Source organism: Achromobacter sp. MYb9, from assembly GCF_002975275.1.
Taxonomy (GTDB): Bacteria; Pseudomonadota; Gammaproteobacteria; order Burkholderiales; family Burkholderiaceae_B; genus Achromobacter.
The window spans coordinates 153,187-177,226 of record NZ_PCOQ01000006.1; the positions used below are offsets into that span (position 1 = coordinate 153,187).

A 24,040-nucleotide genomic window follows, 5' to 3' on the forward strand; every position below is an offset into this window, starting at 1 on the left:
CATGATCGATCGCTCTTTCTCGCCTGCGGGCTACAGCAGCCTGGACGCCGCCGCCTTGTCCCAGAACGCGCGCCTGCTTCAAGTGCGCACGCCGCTGGGCGACACGCTGACGGCCGAGCGCATGCGGCTGCAAGAAGGTGTCTCGGAACTCTTCGCGTTGACCCTGGACTGCCTGGCCCCCTCGGCCGAGCTGGACGTGGAACCGCTGCTGGGCAAGGAAATCAGCGTGGACCTGCTGCTGGCCGACGGCAGCCGCCGCCGCTGGCATGCCGTCGTGGAAGGGGTAGACGCATTGGGCGCCGACGGCGGCCTGGCGCGTTACCGGCTGCACGCCGCGCCCTGGCTGGCGACCCTGCGCCTGCGCCGCGACAGCTTTCTTTATCAGGACAAATCGGCCACCGACATCCTGAGCGAGATCTTCGCGGACTATCCCTTGGCGTCGTTTTCCTTCGACATCACCGAGCCGCTGGCGCCCCGCCCGATCCGCACGCAGTATCGCGAAACCGATCTGGCTTTCGTGCTGCGCCTGATGGCGGAGTCGGGGCTGAGTTTCCGCTTCGACCACCAGCAAGGCGATGGCCAGGATGGCGGCGGCACAGGCGGCGCGCAGCATCGCCTTGTCGTGTTCGACGCCGGCGCCGCGCGCCCGGAGAATCCTGCCTCGCCCCTGCGTTTCCATCGCGCCGACGCCACCGAATCCGAGGACAGCATTTTGCGTTTCGGCGCGGCGCGCAGCGTCCAGCCAAATCGCGTCACTCGTGTCGCCTGGAACGAGCGAGCCCTGCTTGCGCATGGGGCCGAAGCCCGGTCGGATCTGGACGTGGGCGCAGTGCCGCCGTTGGAAGACTACGATTTCGACGGCCACGGCCGCTACACGGACGATGCCGGCGCCGAAGCCCTTGCGGCACGCAGCCTGCAAGCGCATGAATCGCGCACGGTGCGGTTCGACGGCGGCGGCACCGCGCGGCAGATGATGCCGGGCCACACGTTTGCCCTGACGCAGCACGACCGCTATGCGGAAGGGTCGGGCCAGGCGTTGGACGAAATGGGAGGCAACCGCTACACGCTGCTGCGCGTAACGCACGAAGCCGTCAACAACCTGGGCGCCCAGGCCGCGCAGGTACTGGACGCGCCGGACCTGGAACGCGGCGCGTACCGCAACACGTTCAGCGCCGTGCCCGCGGCGGCCACGCTGTTGCCGGGCTGGCGCGCCAAGCCCACCGCGCCGGAAGGCGTGACGGCCGTGGTCGTGACGGCGCAGGACGCCCCCATCACCTCGGGCCGCGACCTGCGGGTCAAAGTCCAATTCCCCTGGCAGCGCGGCAAGCGCCCGTTGTCCGGCGGCCTGCCCCACCGCAGCCATGGGGACGATGCCGGCAATGCGCCTGGCGACGACAGCTCGGGCACATGGCTGCGCGTCACCGGCGCGCAGGCGGGTCCCAATTGGGGCGCGCATCACTTGCCACGCCAAGGCACCGAAGTGGTGGTCGAATTCCTGGACGGCGACATCGATCAGCCGGTCGTGGTCGCGCAGTTGTATAACGACGCCGATTTACCCCCGTGGTCGGCCGGCGTGAACGCCGAGGCCAACCACCCTGGCACGCTGAGCGGCTGGCACAGCCAGGGCCTGGATGGCCAAGGCCACAGCCAATGGCTGTTCGACGACACGGCGGGCCAGGTCCGCACGCGGCTGTCCAGTTCGATCGCGGCTTCACAACTGGGCTTGGGCTATCTGGTCAAGCAGGCGCCAGACGACTCCAATCGCGGCGAATGGCGCGGCACCGGTTTCGAACTGCGCTCGGACGCGTGGACCGTGGTTCGGTCAGGGCAAGGCATGCTGCTGTCGGCCAATGCGCAAACGAATGCCCGATCCACGCTGGCGGAAGCCCCGCAAGCGTTGGCGCTCATGCGGGGCGCGCAGCATGCCGCCCAGCGCATCAACGCGGCCGCCACACAGCGCCAGGCGCGGCCACTGGCCGCGACCGACACGTTCGATGCGCTGATCGACGCCGTGGACCCCAAGGCGAAAGGGCGCTATCCGGCCAATGTGGGTGGCCAGCAAGCAGTCAAAGCCGCCAACGGCGAACGCAGCGGCACGGACCCCGTCGAACGTATCGATGGCGCGCGCATGCTGATCGACGCCCCTGCATCGCTGAACCTTGCCACCCCGGCGTCGGCCATCGTGCACGCCAGCGAAAACCTGCACGTCACCGCGCAGGCCGACGGCCATGTCGCCGCACGCCAGACCTTCGCCAGCGCATCGGGACGCGCGACCAGCCTGTTCGTGCAGGACGGCGGCATCCGCGCCATCGCGGCCAATGCGCCGGTCTCGATACACGCGCATACCGACATGCTGGAACTGTTGGCCGGACAAGACGTCACCATCACGTCGACCACGGACAGCATCGAGATCCTGGCGAACCAGCGCATCACCCTGCAGGCGGGTGGCGGCAGCATCGTCATGGACGGCGCCGATATTGTGTTCAAGGGGCCGGGCATGTTCTCGGTCAAAGGCGCGTCGCACAATCTGATCGGTCCGGCCAGCGACGCAGCGGCCTTGCCGGCCCTGCCCTCCACGCAGGTGGGCGACGTGATGCTGGTGAAGGCTGAACTGGTGCATCGGCCCGAGCAAATGCTGCAAGCCCTGGCGGGATCGGGCCAGGCCGTCAACGCTGCCGGGGCATCCGACGCGCTGGCTGGCACCGCCGCGGCCACCACAGCCTCCACAGGCGCTTCGAGCACTGCGGCGGCAGGTGGGATAGGAGCGACGCTGGCCAAGGGCGCCAGCGCCGTATCCAGCGGTCTGGCATCCCTGCAGGACAGCGCGTCGGGCATGCTCGACCGCGCCAAGTCGATGGCCAGCGATGCGCTCAAGCCCATCCAGGACATTGCCGCCCGGGCGAATGACGCGGTGACCTCGGTGCAGCAGACCGGTGCGGGCATGATGTCCGCCGCGGCCGGCAAAGCGGGCGACATGGCTGGCGCCGCCATCGGCAGCACCGGAGCCGGCCAGATGGCCAGCAGCGCCATCGCCAACGCGACGCCTTCCCTGATGGCCGGTGCGGCGCCGTCGCTGATGGGCGGAGCTACCCCATCACTAATGGGCGGTGCGACGCCGTCGCTGATGGCTGGCGCCGCGCCGTCTTTGACGGAAGGCGCGGCGGGCGCGTTGGCGTCGGCGATGCCGGCGTCGGTCACGCAGGCCGCCGGTGCCGCCGCCCGGGCCAGCGGCATGGCGGCGCAAGCCGGCGATATGGCCGCGCAGGCGGGCAACATGGCCTCGACGTTGTCGGCCGCCTCCGGCTTGGCCGCGGCGGGCGGCTCGCAGGGCGGCGTCGGCGCGGCGATCCAGCCCCTGATGACGCAGGCGATGAACGCCATGGGCGACAAGGGCGCAACGCTGGGGTCCGCCGTCAACACGCTGTTGGCCATGCCGGACGTCAACGCAGACAACATCCCGGCGGTGGCCGGCGCGATCCTGAGCACGCCCGGCCTTAGCGATTCCGCCATTCCCACCGTGGTGGGCGCGATTCTCCAGTCGCCCAGCGTGACCAGCATCACGCTCCCCAAGGTGGCCGAAACCATCATGAATATCCCGGCCGTGGCGAATTCGCCCTATCCGGGCCTGGTCCGCCGCGCCATGGACGCGGCAGGCATCGGGCTGCCGGGCACCGCGACGCGGCCCGCCGGCCAGGACGGCACGGGCGGCGCGAGCGGTCCGGCGGACGGTGGCGGCGCCCCGGGCGGCACGCTCGCCGTGTCGACCTACCGCAGCCAGAGCGGCGCGCAATTGCAGTACGTGAACCTGAAGACCTCGGAAGCGCGCTGGAACGACGGCCAGGCGCTGAACAGCCTGGACCGCCAGACCAACCGGCCAAAGATCCGCGTGTCGTTCAATCGCCGCGGAGAACACCGGTTCACGGTCAAAGTCATGGCCCGCCGGACCAACGCCGTCTATACGGCCCGCGAACGCGATCGGCAGCCCCTGTACCGCGACCCCGACCAGTCCACCTACCAGTACGTGACCGACCCAGACGGCACGAAGGTCGTCGACAACATCACGTTGCCCGCCGCGGGCTTGAACAGCTATCTGTTCGAGGTCCTGAACGACCAGAACCAGACGGTCATGACCGAGATGATCGAAACCGTTCGCCGCATGTACATCCAGGAGATCCGCATGCCCGGCCCGGAAAACATGGAACGCCGCTACGGCTTCCAGCCGACCGCCGACGAATATGCGCGCCATGGCATCGACGTGCTGCAACTGCCCTACGTACAGACGCGCGGCGACGCCAATTCAGATGTCTGGACGGACGAAGGCGACGCGCGGATGCGCCAGCTGGTCCAGTCCGTCTATCCGCGCTCGGAGGGCGCCCGGCACGAGCCCTACACCATCGCGGTCTGCCATATCGACCGGTTGGCGGCGCAATGGCCCATCGCACCGCTGATCATCCGTGCCAACGCCGGCCCCGGCATGGGCGACGTTGAAATGGACCTGCTTGGCCCCGACGGCAACCCCGCCTACCTCTGGCTGAACATCGACCCGAACGACGATTGGTTCCTGGAGTGCCTGTTTGAATATACGGATGCCGCAGGGACGGTCAAACGGGCCGTGGTGCCGAAGGATCGCGTCACGCCGATCGCAGGCGACGCCAGCGAACCCAGTGCGTGCCCGAGCGTCAGGGTACGCATGGCGGGCCTGTTACCCGTGCCCACGTCGGGCCGGATCATTCTGCGCGTCAAGCTCTTGGAGAGCGCCGCCGGCGGCGTGGCCTTCCTGGGCACCAACATCCTGGGCGTCGCCGTGCGCACACCCTGGCAGCTGGCGACGATGGCGTACCAGCAGGAAACGCTGGTCCACGAGATGGGCCACCTGCTGGGCATGACGCCCAGCGGGCCGGAATGGGCCAACGCCAACGAAGGCGGCGAACTGTATGACGCGTCGAAGCTGGACGGAGGACGCTACTTTTATTCAGACGCCGGCAACCACTGCCACTTCGGCCTGCCTGCCAACCAGGCCAATTCCAGCAACGTCGGCGCATGCGTGATGTTCGGCGGCGACTGCCAGAGCATCCGCTTCTGCCCGTCGTGCTCGGAAGCCGTACGCAAGGTGGACATGTCCAATGGCTGGACCACGTCCTGACGCGTGGCGCCGCTTAGCGGCGCGCGCCTTTGTCCTGCTGTTCACCGCCGCCGCCTGGGCATTCACCCCGGCAGCGTCCGCCCAACCCCCATCCGTCACGCCGCAGAAGACCATGAATTCCGACTGGACCGAACCCGCTTCCTTCGCATCCGTGCCGATCAACAGCATGCGCGACCATGCCTGCATGCCCGCCAACGACGGCTACGACGAACAGCTCCACATCGCGGCGCCTGCCCGCGTCTGGCCGCGGGGGCCCGGCGTGCTGGTCATTCCCGTGTGTGTGCGCGGCATCGTGCCTGCCGTGCAGCACCCGACCTTGCCGCGCATCGTGGCGACCGATCTTGAAACACGCAAGGCCTACGATGAGGTGGCGTTCGAATACAAGCTGCCGACACGTCCCGGCGTCGAGGTCGACACCATCGCAAGCTCGCGCCCGCCACGGGGGAAACCCGTCGCACCAGGCATGAGCGTCGGCACGCAGTTCAGCACGGACCTGGCGGCCCGCGCCGGGCTACCGGCCAGCCCGGCCAAGTATGAGGTGTATGTCGAGTCCAACGGCTTGCGGTCGAACACCGTCACGATCGAAGTGCTGCCGCCGCGGTAGGCGCGGCCTGATCAGCCGTTCTTGTCACCCGGCGGCGTCCCGGCCGCCCTGATGCGCGCTATCTGGGCTTGCGACATGGCAGCGGCGGCGGCGCCAAAGTCGCCCGGCTTCCGATCAGGCTTGGCCAACATCGCCGCCACGTCGGGATCGGCATCAAAGTTCGACGCCACCGTGAAATACAGGAACATGTACTGCTGCAGGTCCCGCCTGTCTTCAAGTCGGTATTTGATCCAGGCCGTCTTGGCCACCTTGCCCAGCACGCGCAGCACCTCATTGCCATCCTTGTATTGGCTGAAAGCGCTGCGGTGCGTGGCGTAAATCCAGTCCGTGATCGCGACAAGCGGAAGCCGCGTCTGTCCGAGCAGTTTCCTGCTAAGCGCGATCTCCATGTGCTCGTCGGGATAGATATGCAACTCCAGGTACAGCGGGCCCTCGCCCTGCGGCAGATCGGTCGGCGGAAAATGAACGTGAGCCTCTTTGTTGAAGATCACCTCGTCCAGTTTGCCGTCGAACATGTGCTTTTGTGCCAGAGCCCCATCGGCACCACGCCATTTCACCGTGAACTCCGTGCCATTCAAGGTATAGCAACACGTTCCCGATCCTTCTCCGCCACCCACGCCCATCGCACCGGAAGTCGCCGTATGTCCGTCGCTATCGATAATCTGTATGGTGTCGATGTCCCAGGGCGTGTAGTTGAAGGCGACGAACGTCAAACCCCGGTAACCAGGCTCATCGGTACAACCCGACAGCAGTCCAAGCCCCGCCAGCAAGACGATCAGCCCTTTGTTCATCCTTCCCCCCTGAATAGCGCTTCCTTGTGATGACCCCGATGGCCTAGCGATTCGGCCTGGTGCTTTCGATGAACTGCCGCAGCTCCGCTTCGGTCGCCTCTCCGGGCTCGGGTAGTCCTTGCAAGAAATCCGGTGCCCCCGGGCTCGTCGGGCCGGGCTGCACACGTACTTCACCCCCAGGCAGGAAAATCGCCCAGGCATAACCACTGTGAAACGGTTGGTAGGGCAAGACTGGAGCATCCCGCGCGGCCAGATCGTTTTCCCCGCGCTCGAACATCGAGTCGGAGTTCCATTCGATCCGCATCGTCATGCCTGGCTTCCACTGGGAAGGGATCGAAACGCAGCACGTTCCCGAGGTAGAGGCAAGGGCTTGCGCATTTCCCGCCCAGCCTTGATTGATGTAGACGGGAGCCAGCGCTTCATTCAGGTAATTGATGATCCCCAACCGCACCCCGATAGTCTCGGGAATCGGCATCGGCTGCGCCTGCGCGATCGCTCCCGCAAGACCGGAAGCGCTCATGCACAGCCACAGCATCCGTTTGATCCCAAACCGGAGCAAGCGAAGTCCGAGCGGCCAGAACGTTGGCGATTGCGATGTCTGCATGATCGGCATCCTGTGGGAAATTGAGTCGCCTTTTTTCCCGGTCTATCCGGCGACCTTATCGCCTGGCGGCGTTCCCGTCGCCTTTAGTCGGGCGACCGTCTCCGAGGAGAGGGATTCGACAGCCGCAGCGAAATCTCCGGGTTTCCTACCGGGACTTGCCAGTAAAGCGGCAATATCCGGATCCGAATCAAAGTTCGATGCGACGGTGAAATACAGGAACATGTACTGCTGCAGGTCCCGCCTGTCTTCAAGTCGGTATTTGATCCAGGCCGTCTTGGCGACTTTTGCCAGCACGCGCTGCACTTCATAGATATCACGATACGCGTTCAGGGCGTCGCGATGCTGCCTGTACAGCCATCGAGTCGTTTCAATAATCGGAATCCGCGTTTGCCCAAGCAACTTTCGGCTAAGCGCGATTTCGACGTGCTCGTCGGGATAGATATGCAGCTCCAGGTACAGCGGCGCGTCCCCCGGCGGCAAATCGGATGCGGGAAAATGCACGCGGGCTTCCTTGTGAAAAAACAGCTCGTCCATTTTTCCGTCATAGAGGTGCCGGATCGCCTCTTCGCCGTCCAGACCCGACCACTTCACTGCAAAATCGGTACCTCGCAACGTGAAGCAGCAGGTGACGGTGCCCTCTCCACCACCAGGACCGATCGACCCTGTGCCCGCAGAACGGCTTTCGCTGTCGGTGATCTGAACGGCATCCAGGTCCCAGGGCGTGTAGTTATACGCCACGAACGAAAATCCTTGGTAGCTTGGTTCGCCATTGCAGCCGGTCAGCAAGCCACCCAAGACCAGTGCCGCTATCACGTGCCTACGCATACTCACCAGCGCGCCTCCGGGGTTGGCCACGTCACCTACGCTAAAGGCGCGCAGGCGTCAGCCCTTCCAGGTTCGCGCGCATCTTCTCCGTGCGCGCCACGTTTTCAAGATCCGCCTTCATCTTCGCGTCCTCGGACTTATAGTTGGTCTTGCCGAAGATATCCTTGTCGCGTACTCGGAAATACATCGACGTGCTGGCCAGCAAATGATCAGGCCAGCTGCTCAGCATCGCGTCGTGCACCAGGAAGTCGAACAGCGCCATGACCTTTTCGGGCAGGGGGTTAGTGCCCGCGCTGGCTTCCCGCCATACCGTCAGCAAGCGTTGCTGCATGGCGCGCTTCGCCTTCATGTCGGCCAGCGGATCCTTCGGCTTGGTATCCTCGTCGACGGTGCCGCCATTACGCCGCGTTATCTCGTCGCGCACTCTTGCCGGCTCGTTCATGATGGCGGTGACCTGTTCGATGCGTCGCACGCGCTCGGGGTCGGTGCGAGCCACCTCCGCCCGGTACCTTTCCAGCTCGGCCTCTTCATTTTCCGCCTTCTCCAGCGCCCGATATTCTTCTTCCAGTCGCTGCCACAACGGCTTGAAGCGCTTGGGCGGAAGCTCGCCGCGGCTGGCGTCGGCAGTTGCCCGACGCTCATCCTTCAGGGCTTCCAGTTCTTTCAGGCGAGCCGTATTCTCCGGCTTGGCCCGTTCCTCTCTTGACATCGCGCTGACGCGGCGGAATTCTTCGTCGTAGGCCTGTTGCGGCGTGAAGAAGTCCCGATCCTGGATCCACTTTTCCGCAGGGTCCGACAGTTCGCTTTTGAAGACGGGGTCTTGGTATCTGACCGCGAGCCAGCGCAGGAAAACCTCCATGTGCGGCAGAAAATCCACGCCTGGTTCGTACTTCACCACGCCACGATAGGCGTCCACCAGTTCTGTGATTTGGTAGCTTTTCCCGCCATCCGCGAGGGCGGCCGACATCGAGAATTTCGCGAAAGTCAGGGGCCGCTTATCAAACAGCTGTTCGATGCTGTAAAGGGCGGCACCGTTCGACATCGCCAAGTTCAGCATGTCCCGTAGCGGAACCCGCGACAATTCGCCGCGCGCGCCGAGCGATCCCTCTGGACTGACGCCCGTCACATCCCCGCTCGAGCCGGGATATAGAAACTGTTCGCCTCGGGTCTTCTCCAAGCTGTCCAGACGCTGGTTCGCGCGCAGTTCATGGCCGGCGGCAAAATGGACGCATTTTTGCACCGCCGCAGGGACGGTCAGCGTGCGGTCTTTGTGGGTTTGCTTCAGCAGATCGGTAAACGGCAGGAACCCAAGAAAGGTGCTTTCATCCATGATCGAAGACACGGAATCCAACAGTCCCAGGAACCGGATATGGATCTCGGCCTCGGGTGCGCCGTTTTCCCCGGGAATCACCAGGTCCTTGTCGTTCCGGCGCCGGTACTTCTTGACCACGTCGTTGACGAACTGGCGGGCCATGACTCCGCCCCGATCACCTCCGAAAACCGAAATTTCGATGCGGCGCACGTTGTTCATTTCCGCGCTGACCGCCTCATGCGCCGACTTGAGCTGCCGCAGCGCAGCGTCCACGCGGACGTCCACGCCCGTTCCCATCAGGTAGGCCACGGTCTCATTGTCGCGGATGATCGGCACCCCTTCCATCGCCGTAGACTTGACGACTTCCTTGCCAGCGGTCCAGGCCACCTTAAGCGGATTCTTCTTGAATCCAGACCAGAACCCCCGGATGGTTCCCTTAGCCCGGTTGACCAGACGTTCGGGGTCCCAGGCATTCCAGATCCGCACAACTTTGTCGGGAAGCGTCTTGACGTCTTTCACCACGTCGGTATACGCCTTCACCATCGGCTGGAAGGAGCCCTCCTTGATCATTTTTTGCGTCGCGCTGCGCAGCCGCTTCAAGGCGTCGTGCTCGGGGATCTCGTCCAGTCGCGTCATGTTCTTGGCGGCGCTCTTGGCGTTCTTGCCCGCTTCGCTCAGCAGTTTCCCGCCCGCCACGGTGGCGCCATAGATGAAGTCGTCGTTCTTCGCGTCCTCATTCAGTTCGGTCCCCAGACCCGAATAGTAGAAACGGAACCAATATTGCTTGACCGGGCGATCCTCGTCATCATGCGCATAGTGCGCTTCCCAGAGCCGGCTGATATTGGAATAAAACGTTGGGTGCTTGCCATCGGCGTCCCGGCTACGGCCAAACCCGTCAAAGAAAAAGCCGATGCGCACGATCGCACCACATTCCTGGCAGTCGTCCTTGGGATATGCGGCCTCGCTCTCGGCGATCTTCTTCAGCACCGAAGCCGGCGTGCGGTCGATAGGCGACAATTCACCAGCGTCGGGGTTAGCCATTCTTGTCTCCTGGCGGCGTTCCCGCCGCCTTTAGCTGCGCGATTTTCTCTTGCGGCATTCCTTGCACGGCAACAGCGAACTCCCCGGGCTTGCGGCCGGGCTTTGCCAGCATCGCGGCAATCTCGGGGTTCGTGTCGAAATTCGATGCAACCGTGAAATACAGGAACATGTACTGCCGCATATCCTGGGCGTCCTCGATGCGATACTTAACCCATGCCCTCTTGGCGACTTTGGCGACCACGCGCCGGAGTTCCGAGCTGCTTCGATAATCTCCCAATGCGTCGCGGTGCTGCGCATACAACCAGCGCGTGGCGTCGACAATGGGAATTCGCACCTGGCCCAGCAGCTTTCGGCTGAGCGCTATTTCCATGTGCTCGTCGGGATAGATGTGCAGTTCGAGATAAAGCGGTCCATCCCCCGCTGGCATCTCCGCAGGCGGGAAATGGACCGGCGTTTCTTTATTGAAAATGACTTCTTCCAACTTGCCGTCGAACATGTGCTTTCTGGCCAATTCGCCGTCCGCGCCGCGCCATTCCACCTTGAAGTCGCTGCCCGTCAAGGTATAGCAGCATGTCACCGAGCCCTCGCCCCCGCCGGCTCCGATCGAACCCGAGACCGCCGAATTGCCTTTACCGTCCTTCACTTCGACCCTGTCCAGGTCCCAGGGCGTGTAGTTGTACGTCACGAAGGAGAATCCCTGGTAGTTCGGTTCGCTGTTGCAGCCGGCCAATAATCCCAGCCACATCAACAAGACAAGCAACCCCTTACGCATTCCAACCCCCTAAAGCACCTGCATTGATCTTTGCCACCAGGTTGCGCCGGCGCCTATACCGCGCCACGGCCATGCGCCTGCTCGGCACGCAGCAGCGCATCCCATACCTCGTCCGGCACATCCGCCAGCGCCTGCGACAGCCCCGGTCCGCTTTCCTTGAACCTCCGCAACATTGGAGCGATGGCCTCGTGCTCGTCAAAACGCGGTGAAATGGTAATGCCCCACGCCACGTAGTCCAGCATGTCGCGTTCGGTGGCGATCCCGTAGGATCGCGCCCTTTCCATCTGCGCCACTACCTGCGTGTAGAGCGCGTCCTGGCGCAGGCCGCCGCCCAAAACACCCAAATAGAGCCGGCGGATCTGTACCGCCAACTTGTCCGGGTAGTCCATGTCCAGCAGCGCCTGGTGTTGTGCCAGCGTAAAGGCCTGCTGGCGGGAGTCTCGAGCGCTCTGCCGCATGTCGCCGCCTGCCCCTACCCATTGCGCGACGGATCCGTTGCGCCGCACGTAACGCAACTGATGCACGGGCCCCAGGAAATGCTCGCGCTCCTCATCCGTCCACACCTGAAATGCCCTGTCCAGAATGCGGCTGTCATAGAAATGCAAGTAGTACTCGCGCCCATCCGGCAGGCCGTATTCGCCGTAATAGGCGTAGTGGGCCATCAAATCGGCCAGTGGCCACGCGGATACGATGTGCGTCACCGCGAACTCGCCGCCATCGGCCTCATGCAGCTTCCCAAGCAGGCGCAGCAGCTCCGAGGTGCGGGGCGCCTGCTTGCCGCGCGATAGCTCGAAACGGCTCAGGTCATCAACCTGGATCAACAACGGCGCGATCTCGTCGTACACCGCCAGGTCCGTGCCCACCCAGACGGAACCATAGCTAAGATCCGCGCAAGCCTTGACCGGCCGGGCAAGCTCCGTGCGGCCGCGAAAATCCACCAGCAGATACGTATTCGGCGCCGTGCCGGCTGCGGACGCCAGCGTTTCCGCCTGCGCCAGCGTGTCATTCAGCCGTTCCTCCCAACCACCCATGCCGGTCTCCACCTTAGACCTTGTCGGTGATGGACTGCACGCCATCATGGGCATCCAGCACGCACTGCTTGCAGACGGTGAACTGCGGGAACGCATAGGGCATGCGGTCCGGTCCCGCGAACTGCTTGTTGCCCGTCTTCACATCGATGCGGCCCGGCGCGGTCACGATGATGTTGCCGCCTTCCAGCACGATGCTGGCGCCCGCCGCGTTCGCGATGCGGATGCGTTTGGGCGCGGCATAATCAACGGCCGTCTGCGCGCTGCCAATCGTGATGTCTTTCTGGGCCTGGACCCGCAGGATGTCGTGCTGCGCCTGCACGTCCACGTCGCCCGTCGCCGAAATCAGGTCCAGCCCCGAATCGGCGCCGCCTTGCTGCAAGCCCGCGACGATCCCCAGGCCCTGCCCCGTATGCAGGCGCAATGCGCCCATCACGGCCAGGTTCTGGTCTTTTCCCGATGACCAATGCACCGAGTCGCCCGCCACGTACTGCATGTGCTGCCCCGCTATCTGCGCCAGTCCCGCCCGGGCGGCCATCAGCACCACCGGGTCGGTGGAATGCGGAACCTTGCCCTGGGCGGCCTGCGTATGCTTGGCCGAGGCGTCGGCCTGCGCCGGCGCCAGGCCGTCCGCGGCGACGGTGCCGGACGTGATGCGGTGCATCGCCGCCAGCGGCGCCCGCTCGGCGTCCGGCACGCTGGCGGCGGGCCCTTTGGTGCCCAGCACCGTGGCCAGCCGCATGCCCTGATGAGCGCCCACGACCGAGTCCAGCGATCGGGCCATCTGATCCGTCTGGCTGGCCAGGGCCAGCAAGCCAGCCGCATCGCCTGCCGCGCTGGCGTTGCCGTCGGTGGCGTAGGTGCTGAGCAGCACGCCCGCCCCGCCGCGCACGGCGCCGTAGCCATCGGTGCGCAACTCTGCGCCCAGGCCACGCAGCCCCCCGCGGTAGTTGCCTGCCTGATGGATCAGATGGCCCAGATTCAGTTCGCTGGATCCCTGGGTGCTCTTGATCTGCGTGCGCAGTTGGTCGTCGGTATCGTCGAAGACGATCTGGTTGTAGCCCGCTCCGCCGAACTCCTTGCTCTTGAAACCGGTCAGCGCGGCGGCATTGCGGTGGTTCTCGTCGCCGCCGGCCGCGCCGTGCCACGCGGGCGCGTTGCCCGCCGCCAGGTTCGCCTGCGCGCTGGGCACGCCGTCCCGCGCCGCGGCGTAGACCTGCGTATCGGCCTGGCCGCCCGGACGTCCGCCCGGTGTAGCCGGCGTGCCGCCTTCGCCGCGCCCGTTGTATAGCGCGCCGATGACCACGGGCTGATCGACATCGTCGTCCAGGAAGCGCACCAGCACTTCTTGCCCGATGCGCGGCACAAAGCTCATGCCCATGCCAGCGCCTGACTGGCGCTGCGCCACGCGCACCCAACGGCTCTTGGCTTCTCCGTCCTTGCCCTCGGCTTGCCAATGGAACCGGATACGCACGTCACCGCGGTGGTTCCTGAGTATCTCGTCCTGTCCCTTGACCTGCGTGGCGCCTTCCGCATCCGTCACGATCGCCGTGTGCACGCCGTGAACCGACGGCGCGCCAGCCAGGCGAGCGCCGCGCGTTTGCGGCAGCTGGGGCCGCCACGGGCGATCGCAACGCACGGCGTCGAAACGGTTCGCGTAGCCGACCTCGTGCGCCTTGGCCAGCACGGCCGCATCGGGGGCCGGCTCAACGGTGTCGTCCCGCTCCGCGCCCGGCGCCGCGATGGCATCGTCGTCCAGCATCAAATGCGCGTCCAGTCCGCCCAGCCGCTGCGCCAGCGACGCGCGGGTCTCGGGTGGAAGGTTATTGATGCCGACGTGCTCGACACGGTCCAGCGCGAAGACGGGCTCGAAGCCCGCTTCGTTGACGGGGCCTAGCGACGACATGGCTTGCAACGTGAAACGCGTGCCGGAACGGAAGGTGCGCACGCCGCCCTGGCCGACGAAGATCTCGGCCTGCGCGCGCACCGCTTCCATGGCCAATGCCGCCTGGCGCTTGGCCTGGGCTTCGTCGGCAACACCGCCGTGGCCCAGCGGCTCGTACCATTCCAGTCCAGCGGCATCGTCATTGCCGTTGGCCGGATTGACCAGCGCCTCGGCCGCGATGGCGCGCTTGCTGCTGGGGTGCCAGCCCAGCACCGTGATGCGGTCCGGAATACGACGGCGGCGGCGCGCAATGGCCTGCACCGTGTCGCGCGCTTCGGTGGCGCCTGCGCGATGGAAACGAACGCCGCCGCTAGCCGATTCCGCGTCCTCGTCCAGGTTTCGGCTATCCGCGAAGATCAGCACGGCATGCTTCGCGGGCACGTCGGCGGCCTCGATCACCGTCCAACCCAGCCCGGCTTCAGCCAACAGCCGGCTGATGAATTCATAGTCGGTCTCGCGGTATTGCGTCACATACGGACGCGGCGCCAGATCGGCCAGCACCTGGTCCACGCCGGGCGCAATACGGGTAACGTAACCTTCGTAGCCGTCCAGCACATGACGCACGATGTCCAGCACCGGCTTGTCTTCGAACAGGCGGCTTGCGCGCTGCTGCGTGGCCAGCCACAACCATGGCACGACCGTCAGCCGATAGCGCGCCAGGCCCGCGTCGCCGGACAGCAGCTCGGCCTCGCGGATCAGGCCGCTGCGGCTGATCTCGCTGCCATCGGCGCGCGTCGTCCACAACGTCACCGGGCGCGAAATCATGTCGTGAAGCGCCAGGCCGGCGTTGTCGGACAGCGCCACAATGCGCAGTTGCGCCACGCCGGACAGGGCCTCACGCGCTACCCAGCCTTCCACTTGTAACGCGGCGAGCGCGCCTTCACCCTCAAGGCGGTACAGGCGGGCGGCGGAACTGAACAGACCGTTCGTCGCTGTGGAATCCATCGCGGAAGAACCTTCATCAAGGACGCATCAGGGCTCGGTGTGAGCTTGGGCATTGGGGCATTCCGCAGCGGTGCCCCAGTGACCTGCGCATACGCGCAGGCGGCATTGCTCGCTTTCCAGGAAGCCCAGCTTGCGGCATTCCGCCAGCCGCGCCGACAACGGCGAGCCCGGCAATTCACGTATGAAAATGCCATCGCTCTTATAGACCTTGGTGCCTGGCGGCGAGGCCGGCGGCAAGCCGTAAGACATCAATGTGGCCAGCAGCGCGGCATCGCTATCGCTGCGCGGAGCCGGCTTGCCACGCGCGGCGGAAGCCTTGGCGGTGGCCGCCGGATCACGCGCGTGCTCGGCGCGCTGCACCGTGGGGCCCGGCGCCTTGGCGCTAGCGGAATGGGGCGCCGCGGATACGGCGGCGGGCTTGGGCGCAGCCGCGGTCACAGCCAGCGCGGACAGCGGATTGGTGGGCTCGCCCGCATCGCGGTCGCGGTCCCGCGTCAGCTGCGCCAAGGGATGGTCTTCCACGATCGTGGCCGCGTTGGAGGCCGGTGGCTCGGGCGCGCTGGGCGCGGGCGCCATCGCGGCAGTTGGCAATACGGATTGAGCGCGCGCTGAAGCGTCCGGCGCGTCTGCCCTGGCCACGACATCGGGCAAGGCCGGCGTGTCGAACACTGCCCACATTCCCGCGCCCACGACGCAGAGCAACAGCAGCAGCAACACCCACATCGGCCCCTTGGATCGACGTTTGGGCGCCAGGTGTTTGACCTCGGCATCGGGCACGCGCCCTTCCAGCGCGGCGAGGATGCGCGACGATTCGCGCGCCTCGTCTGGAGAGGCGCGCCCGGCTAGCAAACTTGGAATAGAGGTCGGTGCGCGCGATCTTTTTTCGTCTTCTGCCATGCAAGGTCCCGTGTCGGCGAAGGGCCCACGGACCCCTCGTAACCAAGGTGATCGAGAATACCCGAGCCACGCATTTTGATCACCGATTCTTGTTACGATTCCTAAGGCACAGACGCTGTTTGCAACGCCCAAGCGCTTGCCTCAATCCCAAATAGAACAAAAGATTACGCCTTCGTGATTGAGGGATACCGTTGCTACTTCTGCTGCCCCTTTATTTTCTGCTTGCGATAGGCGTATCGGCGCTGCTCGTCTTCCCATCTTTTCGTATGGGAACGGCGCGAAGCGTCCGCGCGTTGGCGCTGGGCGTACGCCGAGCGCTGGCCCGTCGCGCGGGTGAAGCGGCGGGTGTCGTGGGGGGCTCCGCACAGGGCGTGCGAACGGGTTTGGGAAAGGCGGGGGCTACGTTCTCCGCCTATCGCTGGCATATCGCCGGGGGGCTGGCAGTCGTGTTGCTTCCGTCACTTTTCGCTTTCGTCATGCGACACAATCACACATTTTTTTACGAGGACCGAACGGCGGGTCCGGACCCCAGAATCCAGGCGTTATTGACCGGTGAACGGCTGGTTCCACCGCCCCCGCTGCCCCCCGAAATATTCACCACGCGCGAAGTCGAATTGGTACGCCCGAACCTGGGTGGCGCCAGCCGCGACTGGAACCTGCTTGATGCCGATTACCGCCAACGGCTCTTGGCCGCATACCGGGTGATGCGCGAAGAACACGGCTATGAAATGGTGCTGATCGAAGGCTATCGGAGCCCGGAGCGGCAGACCGAGCTGGCGGCCAAGGGGTCGCACGTGACCAACGCCGGCGCCTACCAGAGCTATCACCAATATGGCCTTGCCGCGGACAGCGCATTCCTGCGCGACGGCAAGGTCGTCGTGTCGGAGAAAGACCCGTGGGCCATGCGGGGCTACGAACTGTTCGGCCAGACCGCCGAACGCGTCGGATTGACGTGGGGCGGACGCTGGAAGCTGATGGACTTCGGTCACACCGAACTGCGTCGCGCGGGCGTCATGCGGCGCGGCGCCGGAGCCTCGCCATGATGCCGTCATGCCGCCACGTCAGCATGCAACGAACGCCGCCTTCGCGCAGCCCCGCAACCCCTATTTTCATGGAGCCTCATGACCCGCGTGCTTAAAACCGGCCTCGTGCTGGCCATGGTCTTCGGCGTGGTCTGGCTAGCCGTCATCATCTGGTGGCAGGAGTCGCACACGCTGCCCACCGGCGTGGATATCGGCTTGTACCTGTTCGCCTTGCCGCTGGCGCTGATCGCGGCGGGATGGGCGGGCAAGCGCATCGTGCGGGCGCGGCGCGAAGCCCGCGCCAACCCGGCGCCGGCCGCCACCGATGGCGACGGGCAAACCGCCCCCGCCACGCCGGCGACGGCTCGCCTGGTCGTGCTGGCCAGCACCGCGCGCGCCGCGCAGGGCAACGACCCCGCGTCCATCCATGCCGCGGTGGCCGAACAGCAGCGCCCTGCGCTGGATGTGTCCTTGATAAACGCCAAGGGCTTTCCCATCTTCGCCGCGCGCGCGGCACATCTGGACACGGAATTACTGCGCGACGCGGCAGCGGGGCAGCAGGCTCCCAAAGTGGCCCTGGCCGAGGACATCGTCCGGGCCACCGCGTTGCTGGCCGATGTCGTCCAGACCCTGTCGCAAGAAGCCCGCGCACGGGTGCTGGACAGCGGCACGCCGGAACGCGACGACGCGTGGCCGCTGCTGCAATTGGAACTGGCGCTGCCCGTGCAGTGGCCTGAAGCAGCACGCGACCATGCCTGCAAGCAGGCGCGCGCGGCGGCCGTCTGGCCAGACTCCCGTCTTGGCATGCGCCCCCACGCCGCGAAAAACGCGCTGGACAGCGATAGCCTGCTGCGCCAGCTGGCCCAGGAACCGTTGACGCCCGCCATCGCCACGCTGCGCCTTGTGGCCGCGGCCGATTCCTACATCGACGCGAATCGCGTGCAGGACTGGGAGCAACAAGGCGCGCTGGCCGGCAACGCCACGCCGCAGGGCCGCATCCCCGGCGAAGCCGCGGCCGGACTGCTCGTGGACCTGGCCTTGGGCAGGCAGGACGCCGGAACGCCGGTTGCGCCGCCAGAAGGCGCAATGACGTTGACGTTGTCAGCCACGGCGCAGCGCGCCACCGCGGCCGATGCGCGGGGCGCCATCAACGAACCCATGCTGGCGGCGTTGGCGACGCAGTTTCTGGAACGGCACGCGCAACCCGCCGACGCGATTGCCGCCCTGGTCAGCGACGCCGATCATCGCGGCAGCCGCCCGCTGGAAGCGGCCGGATTGGCCAGTACGCTGTTTCCCAAGCTGGACCCAAACCAGGACTGCCTGGCCGTCGGGGCTGCTTGCGGCTACACCGGCGCGGCCTCACACCTGTTGACCCTTGTCGTGGCCAACGAGGCCTGCGCCCAAATGGAAGGCCCCGTGCTTGTCGTGTTGACCCAGGACCCCGCGCTACGCGCATGCGCGCTTGTTGCTCCCGCGCTTTCCCCCTCCGCCTGACCCACAAAAAAACAGTCAAAAATCATGCGTAGCCCCTCAGGTTTCTTTTCCGGAATATCCAGCGCGCTCAGCGAAGGCCGGCATTGGTCGTCGCGCCTTCTGGCCAATCCGCGCACCTTCATGGCGATCGGCCTGCTGGCCTTGGTGGTGTTCCTGTTCCTGTTTGCCGACACCGTCGAGATCGGCCTGACCTGGGCCGCCATCGCCCTGGGCATTTGCCTGTTCCTGTGGCTGTGCGTGTTCGTGTGGCGCCGCCGGCGCACGCGGCATGCCAACAAGAAACTGGGCGACATGCTGGAGCAGCAGGCGCAGACCGGCGCCGCCGCCAACCGTGGCGAGGTGGATGCGCTGCGCGCCCGGCTGACGCAGGCCGTGCGCACCATCAAGACGTCGAAGATCGGCCAGGTGTCGGGCAATGAAGCCCTGTATGAACTGCCCTGGTACATCGTGATCGGCAACCCGGCCGCCGGCAAAAGCAGCGCGGTGATCAATTCGGGCCTGCAATTCCCCTTCGCTGACAAGAACGGCGCGGCCGTGCGCGGCGTGGGCGGCACACGCAACTGCGACTGGTTTTTCACCACCGAAGGTATCTTGCTGGACACGGCCGGCCGCTACTCGGTACATGAAGAAGACCGCAACGAGTGGATGGGGTTCCTGGACCTGCTTAAGCGCCATCGTCCCAAGGCGCCCATCAACGGCATCATCGTCGCCGCCAGCATCGAAGAACTGACGGGCTCGGGTCCCGAATTCGCGATCAATCTGGCCAAGAACCTGCGCCAGCGCGTGCAGGAGCTGACGGACCGGCTTGAGGTGTTCGCGCCGGTCTACATCATCTTCACCAAGGCCGACCTGATCTCCGGCTTCAGCGAGTTCTTCTCGGACTACGACCAGCACGAACGCGACCGCGTCTGGGGCGCCACCCTGCCCTATGGCGCGGAAGAGAACCGCGACGTGCTGGCGCTGTTCGACGAGCGCTTCGACGAGTTGTACGAAGGCTTGAAGGAAATGGGTACCGCCCAGATCTCGTTGCGCAGCAACCGCGAGCTGCCCCCCGGCCTGTTGACCTTCCCGCTGGAATTCGCCGGCATCAAGCCCGCATTGCGGACCTTCCTGTCCACCCTGTTCGAAACCAATCCGTTCCAGTACAAGCCCGTGTTCCGCGGCTTCTACTTCACCAGCGCCTTGCAGGAAGGCGTGTCGCAAAGCACTTCCACCGAGCGGCTGGCCGAACGTTTCGACCTGCATCCCGCCCAGCGGGCGCAAGTGCGCAACGTGTCGTCGCACAATGGATTCTTCCTGCGCGACCTGTTTTCCAGCGTCATCTTCGCCGACAAGAAACTCGTGCGCCAGCACGCCAGCCCGGCCAAGGCCCGCATGCGCTACCTGACCTTTTTTGGTCTGGTGTTGGCGCTAGGCCTGGTGTTGGGCGGTTGGAGCTGGTCGTACCTGGGCAACCGGCAACTGGCGCAGAACGTGCAGGCCGACATGGACAAGGTTGTGCGCCTGCAAAGCGAACGCACCGACCTGCAAAGCCGGCTGGAAGCCATGGAGATCCTGCAGGACCGCATCGAACAGCTGGACCGCTATTCGTCCAGCCGGCCGTGGTCGCTGGGGCTGGGCCTGTACCAGGGCGACGTGCTGAAGGAACGCCTGCTGGCCGAGTACTACAACGGCGCTCGCCAATTCATGCTGACGCCCGTGAAGGCCAGCCTGGAGGACTTCCTGGTCAAGGTGGACATCTCGGCCGCCGCGGCCGCCACCGGCGGCACGCCACAGCCCGCGCCGCAGGCCGCCCGCGCGTCGCACAACGCGGGCGGCGACACCCTGTTCCAGGATGCCTCGCCCACCAACGCGGATGACGCCTACAACGCGCTGAAGACGTACCTGATGATGGCCAACCATCAGCACGTGGATCCCACGCACCTGTCGGATCAGATCACGCGCTTCTGGCGCGGCTGGCTGGAGACCAACCGCGGCGCGATGCCGCGCGACCAGTTGATCCGCAGCGCCGAACGCCTGATCTCGTTCTACGTCAGCCGCGCGCCGGACGCCGGCTGGCCGCAGATCGACACCAATCTGGCCTTGGTCGAGAAGACGCGCGGCAGCCTGCGCTCGGTCATGCAGGGCATGCCGGCCCGCGAACGCGCCTACGCCACATTGAAAGCGCGCGCCGCAACGCGTTTCCAGACCATGACCGTGGCGCGCATCGTCGGCGAAAACGATGCCGGCGTGGTGGCGGGCAGCTACGCCATTCCGGGCACGTTCACCCGCGAAGCCTGGGAGCAATACATCCAGCCCGCCATCGGCGAAGCGGCCAAGAAGGAGGTGCAGACCAGCGACTGGGTCCTGGGTGTGAACGCCCGCGACGACCTGACCCTGGAAGGCAGCCCCGAACAGATCCAGAAGAGCCTGGCGACGATGTACAAGACGGAGTACGCGGAGGAATGGCAGAAGTTCCTGCGCGGCGTGACGATCAAGCCGTTCACCAGTTTCGACCAATCGGTCGCGGCGATGAACCGCCTGGGCGACCCGCAGACGTCTCCCATCGCCAAACTCATCAACACGACCTACGAGCAGACGTCCTGGGACAACCCCTCGCTGATCAACGCCGGGCTGCAACAGGCGCAAAGTGGCGTGGTGGGCTGGTTCAAGCGCGTGATCCTGCGCCAGACGCCCCCCGCGCCGGCAGCGGCCGCCGCCAACGGCGAGGCGATGCCCATGGGCCCGGTCGGCCGCGAGTTTTCGGACGTGGCACGCCTGGTCGTCACGCGTGAAAACCAATCGCTGCTGGGCAACTACATGGGCGCGTTGTCGAAGATCCGCACGCGCTTCAACCTGCTGAACAACCAGGGCGACCCCGGCCCCGGCGCGCTGACGCTGATGCGCCAGACGCTGGAAGGCAAGGACTCGGAACTGGCGGATGCCCTGAAGCTGGTGGATGAGCAGATGCTGGCCGGCATGAGCCCCACGCAGCGCGAAACGTTGCGCCCGCTCTTGGTGCGCCCGCTGATCCAGGCCTATTCGGTCACCATGCAACCCGCCGAATCCGAACTGAACAAGGTCTGGAACGCGCAGGTCTATCAACCCTTCAACCAGACGCTGGCGGAAAAATACCCCTTCGCCGGCCGCGCCAGCGTCGAAGCGAGCAGCGACGAGATCGGCCAGGTCTTCGGACCGCAGGGCAGCATCGCGAAGTACGTCAACGACACGCTGGGGCCGCTGACCGTGCGTCGCGGCGACATCCTGACCGCACGCACCTGGGGCGACATGGGCGTCAGCCTGCAGCCGACCTTCACGGCCAATTTCGCGCAATGGGTCGCGCCCCTGTCGGGTGGCGCGGCAGGCGCCGGCGCGGCCAGCCAGCCGCAGACGCTATTCCAGATCCAGCCCAAGCCGGCGGGCGGCGTCACGGAATACACCATCGAGATCGACGGCCAGCAACTGCGCTATCGCAACACCCCGCCGCAGTGGGTGAACTTCGTCTGGCCCAACGCGCAAGGCGCGCCCGGCGCCCGCATCACCGCCACGACGTTCGACGGCAGCGTCGTCGAGATCGTCAACGAGCCGGGGCGGTTTGGCCTGGAGCGCCTGATCTCTACCGCCCAGCGCACGTCCAACCCGGACGGCAGTTTCAACATGAGCTGGGGCAAGTCCAATGTGACCGTGCCCGTCAAGCTGCGCATCATCAGCAACGCCCAGGCGCCTGGCGCCGGCGGCAGCGAGCCCGGCAGCCAGGGCTTGCGCAACCTGCGACTGCCCTCCTCCGTGGTGGGCGCCTCCCCCGAACCCTCCGCCCAGCCGCGACCCGGAGCGCCGCAATGAGCAACGTGCAGTCCCCCCTGTTCCGAACGGCCTACTTCGGCAAGATCCCCACGCGCGGCGATTTCGTGAAGAACACGTCGCACCCGCAGTTGATGGCCACGCTGGACGCGTGGGTCGCCAACACCATGGAGATCCTGGCGCAAGAGCCGCATTGGAAGGCGCTATACGACGACACCGAGCCCACCCCCTTCGCCATCCTGGGATCGCGCGGGAAACTGGCCATTGCCGGCCATCTGCAACCCAGCCGGGACCAGTCGGGACGGCGGTTTCCGTTTCTGTCGGCAACCTCGGTTGAAGTGCAGCGGCCGCTGGAGTTCATCGCGCGCAGCCCCATCGCGTTCAGCAGGATGTGGAACCGCATGAGCGGCGCGGCCGGCATGCTGATGACCGATGCCGATCCCAGCGCAGCCCTGCAGCAGTTGAACGAACTGGAAGGCGAAATCCGCACGGCCGCCGATGACGGCTTTGACGCCTTCGTGGACTTGCAGACGATTGAGCGGCTGGAGGCCATGCTTCGCGGAAACGGCCACGCCGCCAGCCTGCACGACATCATCCTGGCGCTGGGCATCTTGCTGGAACCCGTGATGTCCAGCGGCTCTTCGCAACTGGACAAGGGGCTGGCCCTGCCCCTGCCGGACGATCCGCTCTACATGAACCTGGTGGCGGCGTACTGGATGACGCTGATCGCACCGTTCCTGTCGCGCGCGGATTTCGAGATCACCCTCTTTATCGGCCGCATCGCCGGCAAACACCGGCTGGTGACCGGTTTCCGTGGCGCGTCGCCGCAGACGCTGGCCAGCCTGCTGTCCACCCCGCAGGCGTTTGCCGAACAGCACATCGTGCTGGAAGACGCGCCCTGGGTGCGCAACCACGTTTCGGCCAGCCACGGCTTGGCCAAGCTTTCCAGCTATCTGGATCAACCGCGGCTGTCCTTGCGCATGGCGCTGGACACTTTCCGCGAAGTCTTCACCGGAGCCTGACCATGCGTGTCTCTCTCCTGATCATGGCGGCGCTGTTTTCATGCGCCGCGGCGGCGCAGGACGGCGCAACGGTCGTTCCCGCCAACGTCGTGCCGCAGCCCGGCCAGGTGGTCGCCAGCGGTTCCGTGCCCGACGAGGCCACCAAGGCCGACGTGCTGGCGCGGCTGCAACAGGTCTACGGCGTGGGCAATGTCATCGACCAGATCGACGTGGGCGGCGTCGTGGCGCCGCCCAACTGGTCCGAACACGTGGGCAAGCTGATCGGGCCGCCCCTGAAACAGATCAATCGCGGCCAACTGGAAATCGACGGCACACAGATCCGCCTGCGCGGCGAAGTCCAGAACGAGGCATCCCGCCAGCAGATCGCCAGCACCTTCGCCACCTCGCTGAACCCGACGTACAAGATCGTCAACGGCCTGCGCGTGTCCGCCAGCAAAGACGAGCAAGGCTTGCTGGACAAGGTGCTGACCAACCGCGTCGTGGAATTTGAAACCGGCAGCACCACGCTGACCGCGCGCGGGCGCGAATTGCTGGACCTGGTGGCCGACGTGGTGCCCAAGCTGCATAGCGAGAAGGTGCAGATCATCGGGCACACCGACAGTTCCGGCAGCCGCAGCACCAACCTGGCGCTAAGCCAGGCGCGCGCGGATGCGGTCAGGGCCTATCTGGTGGACAAGGGCTTGCCGCCCGCGCGTTTCGAAACGCTGGGCGCGGGCCCTGACCAGCCGGTGGCGACGAACGCCACGGCCGAAGGCCGCGCGAAGAACCGCCGCATCGAATTCCGGGCCAGCCGCTAGCGCCCGGCGGCCCCGCCG

The 24,040-nt window shown here is 65.7% G+C and carries 15 protein-coding genes; 7 read left to right on the forward strand and 8 right to left on the reverse strand.

The genetic code is table 11. From position 1 onward, the window contains the following. The first annotated feature begins 1 nt into the window (after position 1). Positions 2-5,143 (forward strand): type VI secretion system tip protein TssI/VgrG, encoded by a 5,142-nt coding sequence (gene tssI / locus CQ050_RS11840; RefSeq protein WP_105557020.1) that lies wholly within the window; start codon positions 2-4, stop codon positions 5,141-5,143. Further along, entirely contained in the window at positions 5,124-5,747 is a 624-nt protein-coding gene (locus tag CQ050_RS11845) for a hypothetical protein (protein WP_199196791.1), read from the forward strand. Before tssI ends, CQ050_RS11845 begins: the two co-directional genes overlap by 20 nt. Positions 5,748-5,758: 11 nt before the next feature. On the opposite strand, the gene CQ050_RS11850 is transcribed toward CQ050_RS11845, so the two are convergent. The 8 genes from CQ050_RS11850 to CQ050_RS11885 all read right to left on the reverse strand — a co-directional run bounded on the left by CQ050_RS11850 (position 5,759) and on the right by CQ050_RS11885 (position 15,907). Further along, the gene (locus tag CQ050_RS11850; RefSeq protein ID WP_105557021.1) at positions 5,759-6,538 is read right to left on the reverse strand and encodes a DUF3304 domain-containing protein; all 780 of its coding nucleotides are present in this window, start codon (positions 6,536-6,538) and stop codon (positions 5,759-5,761) included. Positions 6,539-6,581: 43 nt separating this feature from the next. Further along, positions 6,582-7,142: a DUF3304 domain-containing protein gene (locus tag CQ050_RS11855; protein WP_158266045.1), complete on the reverse strand. Its 561-nt coding sequence runs from the start codon at positions 7,140-7,142 to the stop codon at positions 6,582-6,584. Between the two features lie 42 nt (positions 7,143-7,184). Then, positions 7,185-7,937 (reverse strand): hypothetical protein, encoded by a 753-nt coding sequence (locus CQ050_RS11860; protein ID WP_233213978.1) that lies wholly within the window; start codon positions 7,935-7,937, stop codon positions 7,185-7,187. A gap of 70 nt (positions 7,938-8,007) precedes the next feature. Continuing rightward, complete coding sequence (locus CQ050_RS11865) at positions 8,008-10,320, reverse strand: DUF2235 domain-containing protein (protein WP_105557024.1); 2,313 nt, start codon at positions 10,318-10,320, stop codon at positions 8,008-8,010. Beyond that, complete coding sequence (locus CQ050_RS11870; RefSeq protein WP_105557025.1) at positions 10,313-11,092, reverse strand: DUF3304 domain-containing protein; 780 nt, start codon at positions 11,090-11,092, stop codon at positions 10,313-10,315. The genes CQ050_RS11865 and CQ050_RS11870 overlap by 8 nt, the downstream gene beginning before the upstream one ends. 53 nt (positions 11,093-11,145) lie before the next feature. Next, the gene (locus CQ050_RS11875; protein ID WP_105557026.1) at positions 11,146-12,123 is read right to left on the reverse strand and encodes a DUF4123 domain-containing protein; all 978 of its coding nucleotides are present in this window, start codon (positions 12,121-12,123) and stop codon (positions 11,146-11,148) included. A gap of 13 nt (positions 12,124-12,136) precedes the next feature. Then, positions 12,137-15,010: a type VI secretion system Vgr family protein gene (locus CQ050_RS11880; RefSeq protein ID WP_105557027.1), complete on the reverse strand. Its 2,874-nt coding sequence runs from the start codon at positions 15,008-15,010 to the stop codon at positions 12,137-12,139. Between the two features lie 27 nt (positions 15,011-15,037). Next, positions 15,038-15,907, reverse strand: coding sequence for a hypothetical protein (locus CQ050_RS11885; protein ID WP_146121021.1), 870 nt, complete (start codon positions 15,905-15,907; stop codon positions 15,038-15,040). 191 nt (positions 15,908-16,098) lie between these two features. Here CQ050_RS11885 and CQ050_RS11890 point away from each other — a divergent pair, with 191 nt between their 5' ends. The 5 genes from CQ050_RS11890 (at position 16,099) to CQ050_RS11910 (ending at position 24,022) form a co-directional block, all read left to right on the forward strand. After that, the gene (locus CQ050_RS11890) at positions 16,099-16,950 is read left to right on the forward strand and encodes a M15 family metallopeptidase (RefSeq protein ID WP_105557029.1); all 852 of its coding nucleotides are present in this window, start codon (positions 16,099-16,101) and stop codon (positions 16,948-16,950) included. Between the two features lie 78 nt (positions 16,951-17,028). Next, positions 17,029-18,423, forward strand: a complete 1,395-nt coding sequence (locus CQ050_RS11895; RefSeq protein WP_105557030.1) for a hypothetical protein — start codon at positions 17,029-17,031, stop codon at positions 18,421-18,423. 120 nt (positions 18,424-18,543) lie between these two features. Then, entirely contained in the window at positions 18,544-22,245 is a 3,702-nt protein-coding gene (tssM, locus tag CQ050_RS11900) for a type VI secretion system membrane subunit TssM (RefSeq protein ID WP_105557121.1), read from the forward strand. Then, positions 22,242-23,225 carry a type VI secretion system-associated protein TagF gene (gene tagF, locus CQ050_RS11905; RefSeq protein WP_105557031.1) on the forward strand — a complete coding sequence of 328 codons (984 nt, stop codon included), beginning with the start codon at positions 22,242-22,244 and terminating at the stop codon, positions 23,223-23,225. Before tssM ends, tagF begins: the two co-directional genes overlap by 4 nt. A 2-nt stretch (positions 23,226-23,227) precedes the next feature. Then, on the forward strand, positions 23,228-24,022 hold the full coding sequence (locus tag CQ050_RS11910; RefSeq protein ID WP_105557032.1) for an OmpA family protein: 795 nt from the start codon (positions 23,228-23,230) through the stop codon (positions 24,020-24,022). Positions 24,023-24,040 lie beyond the last annotated feature (18 nt).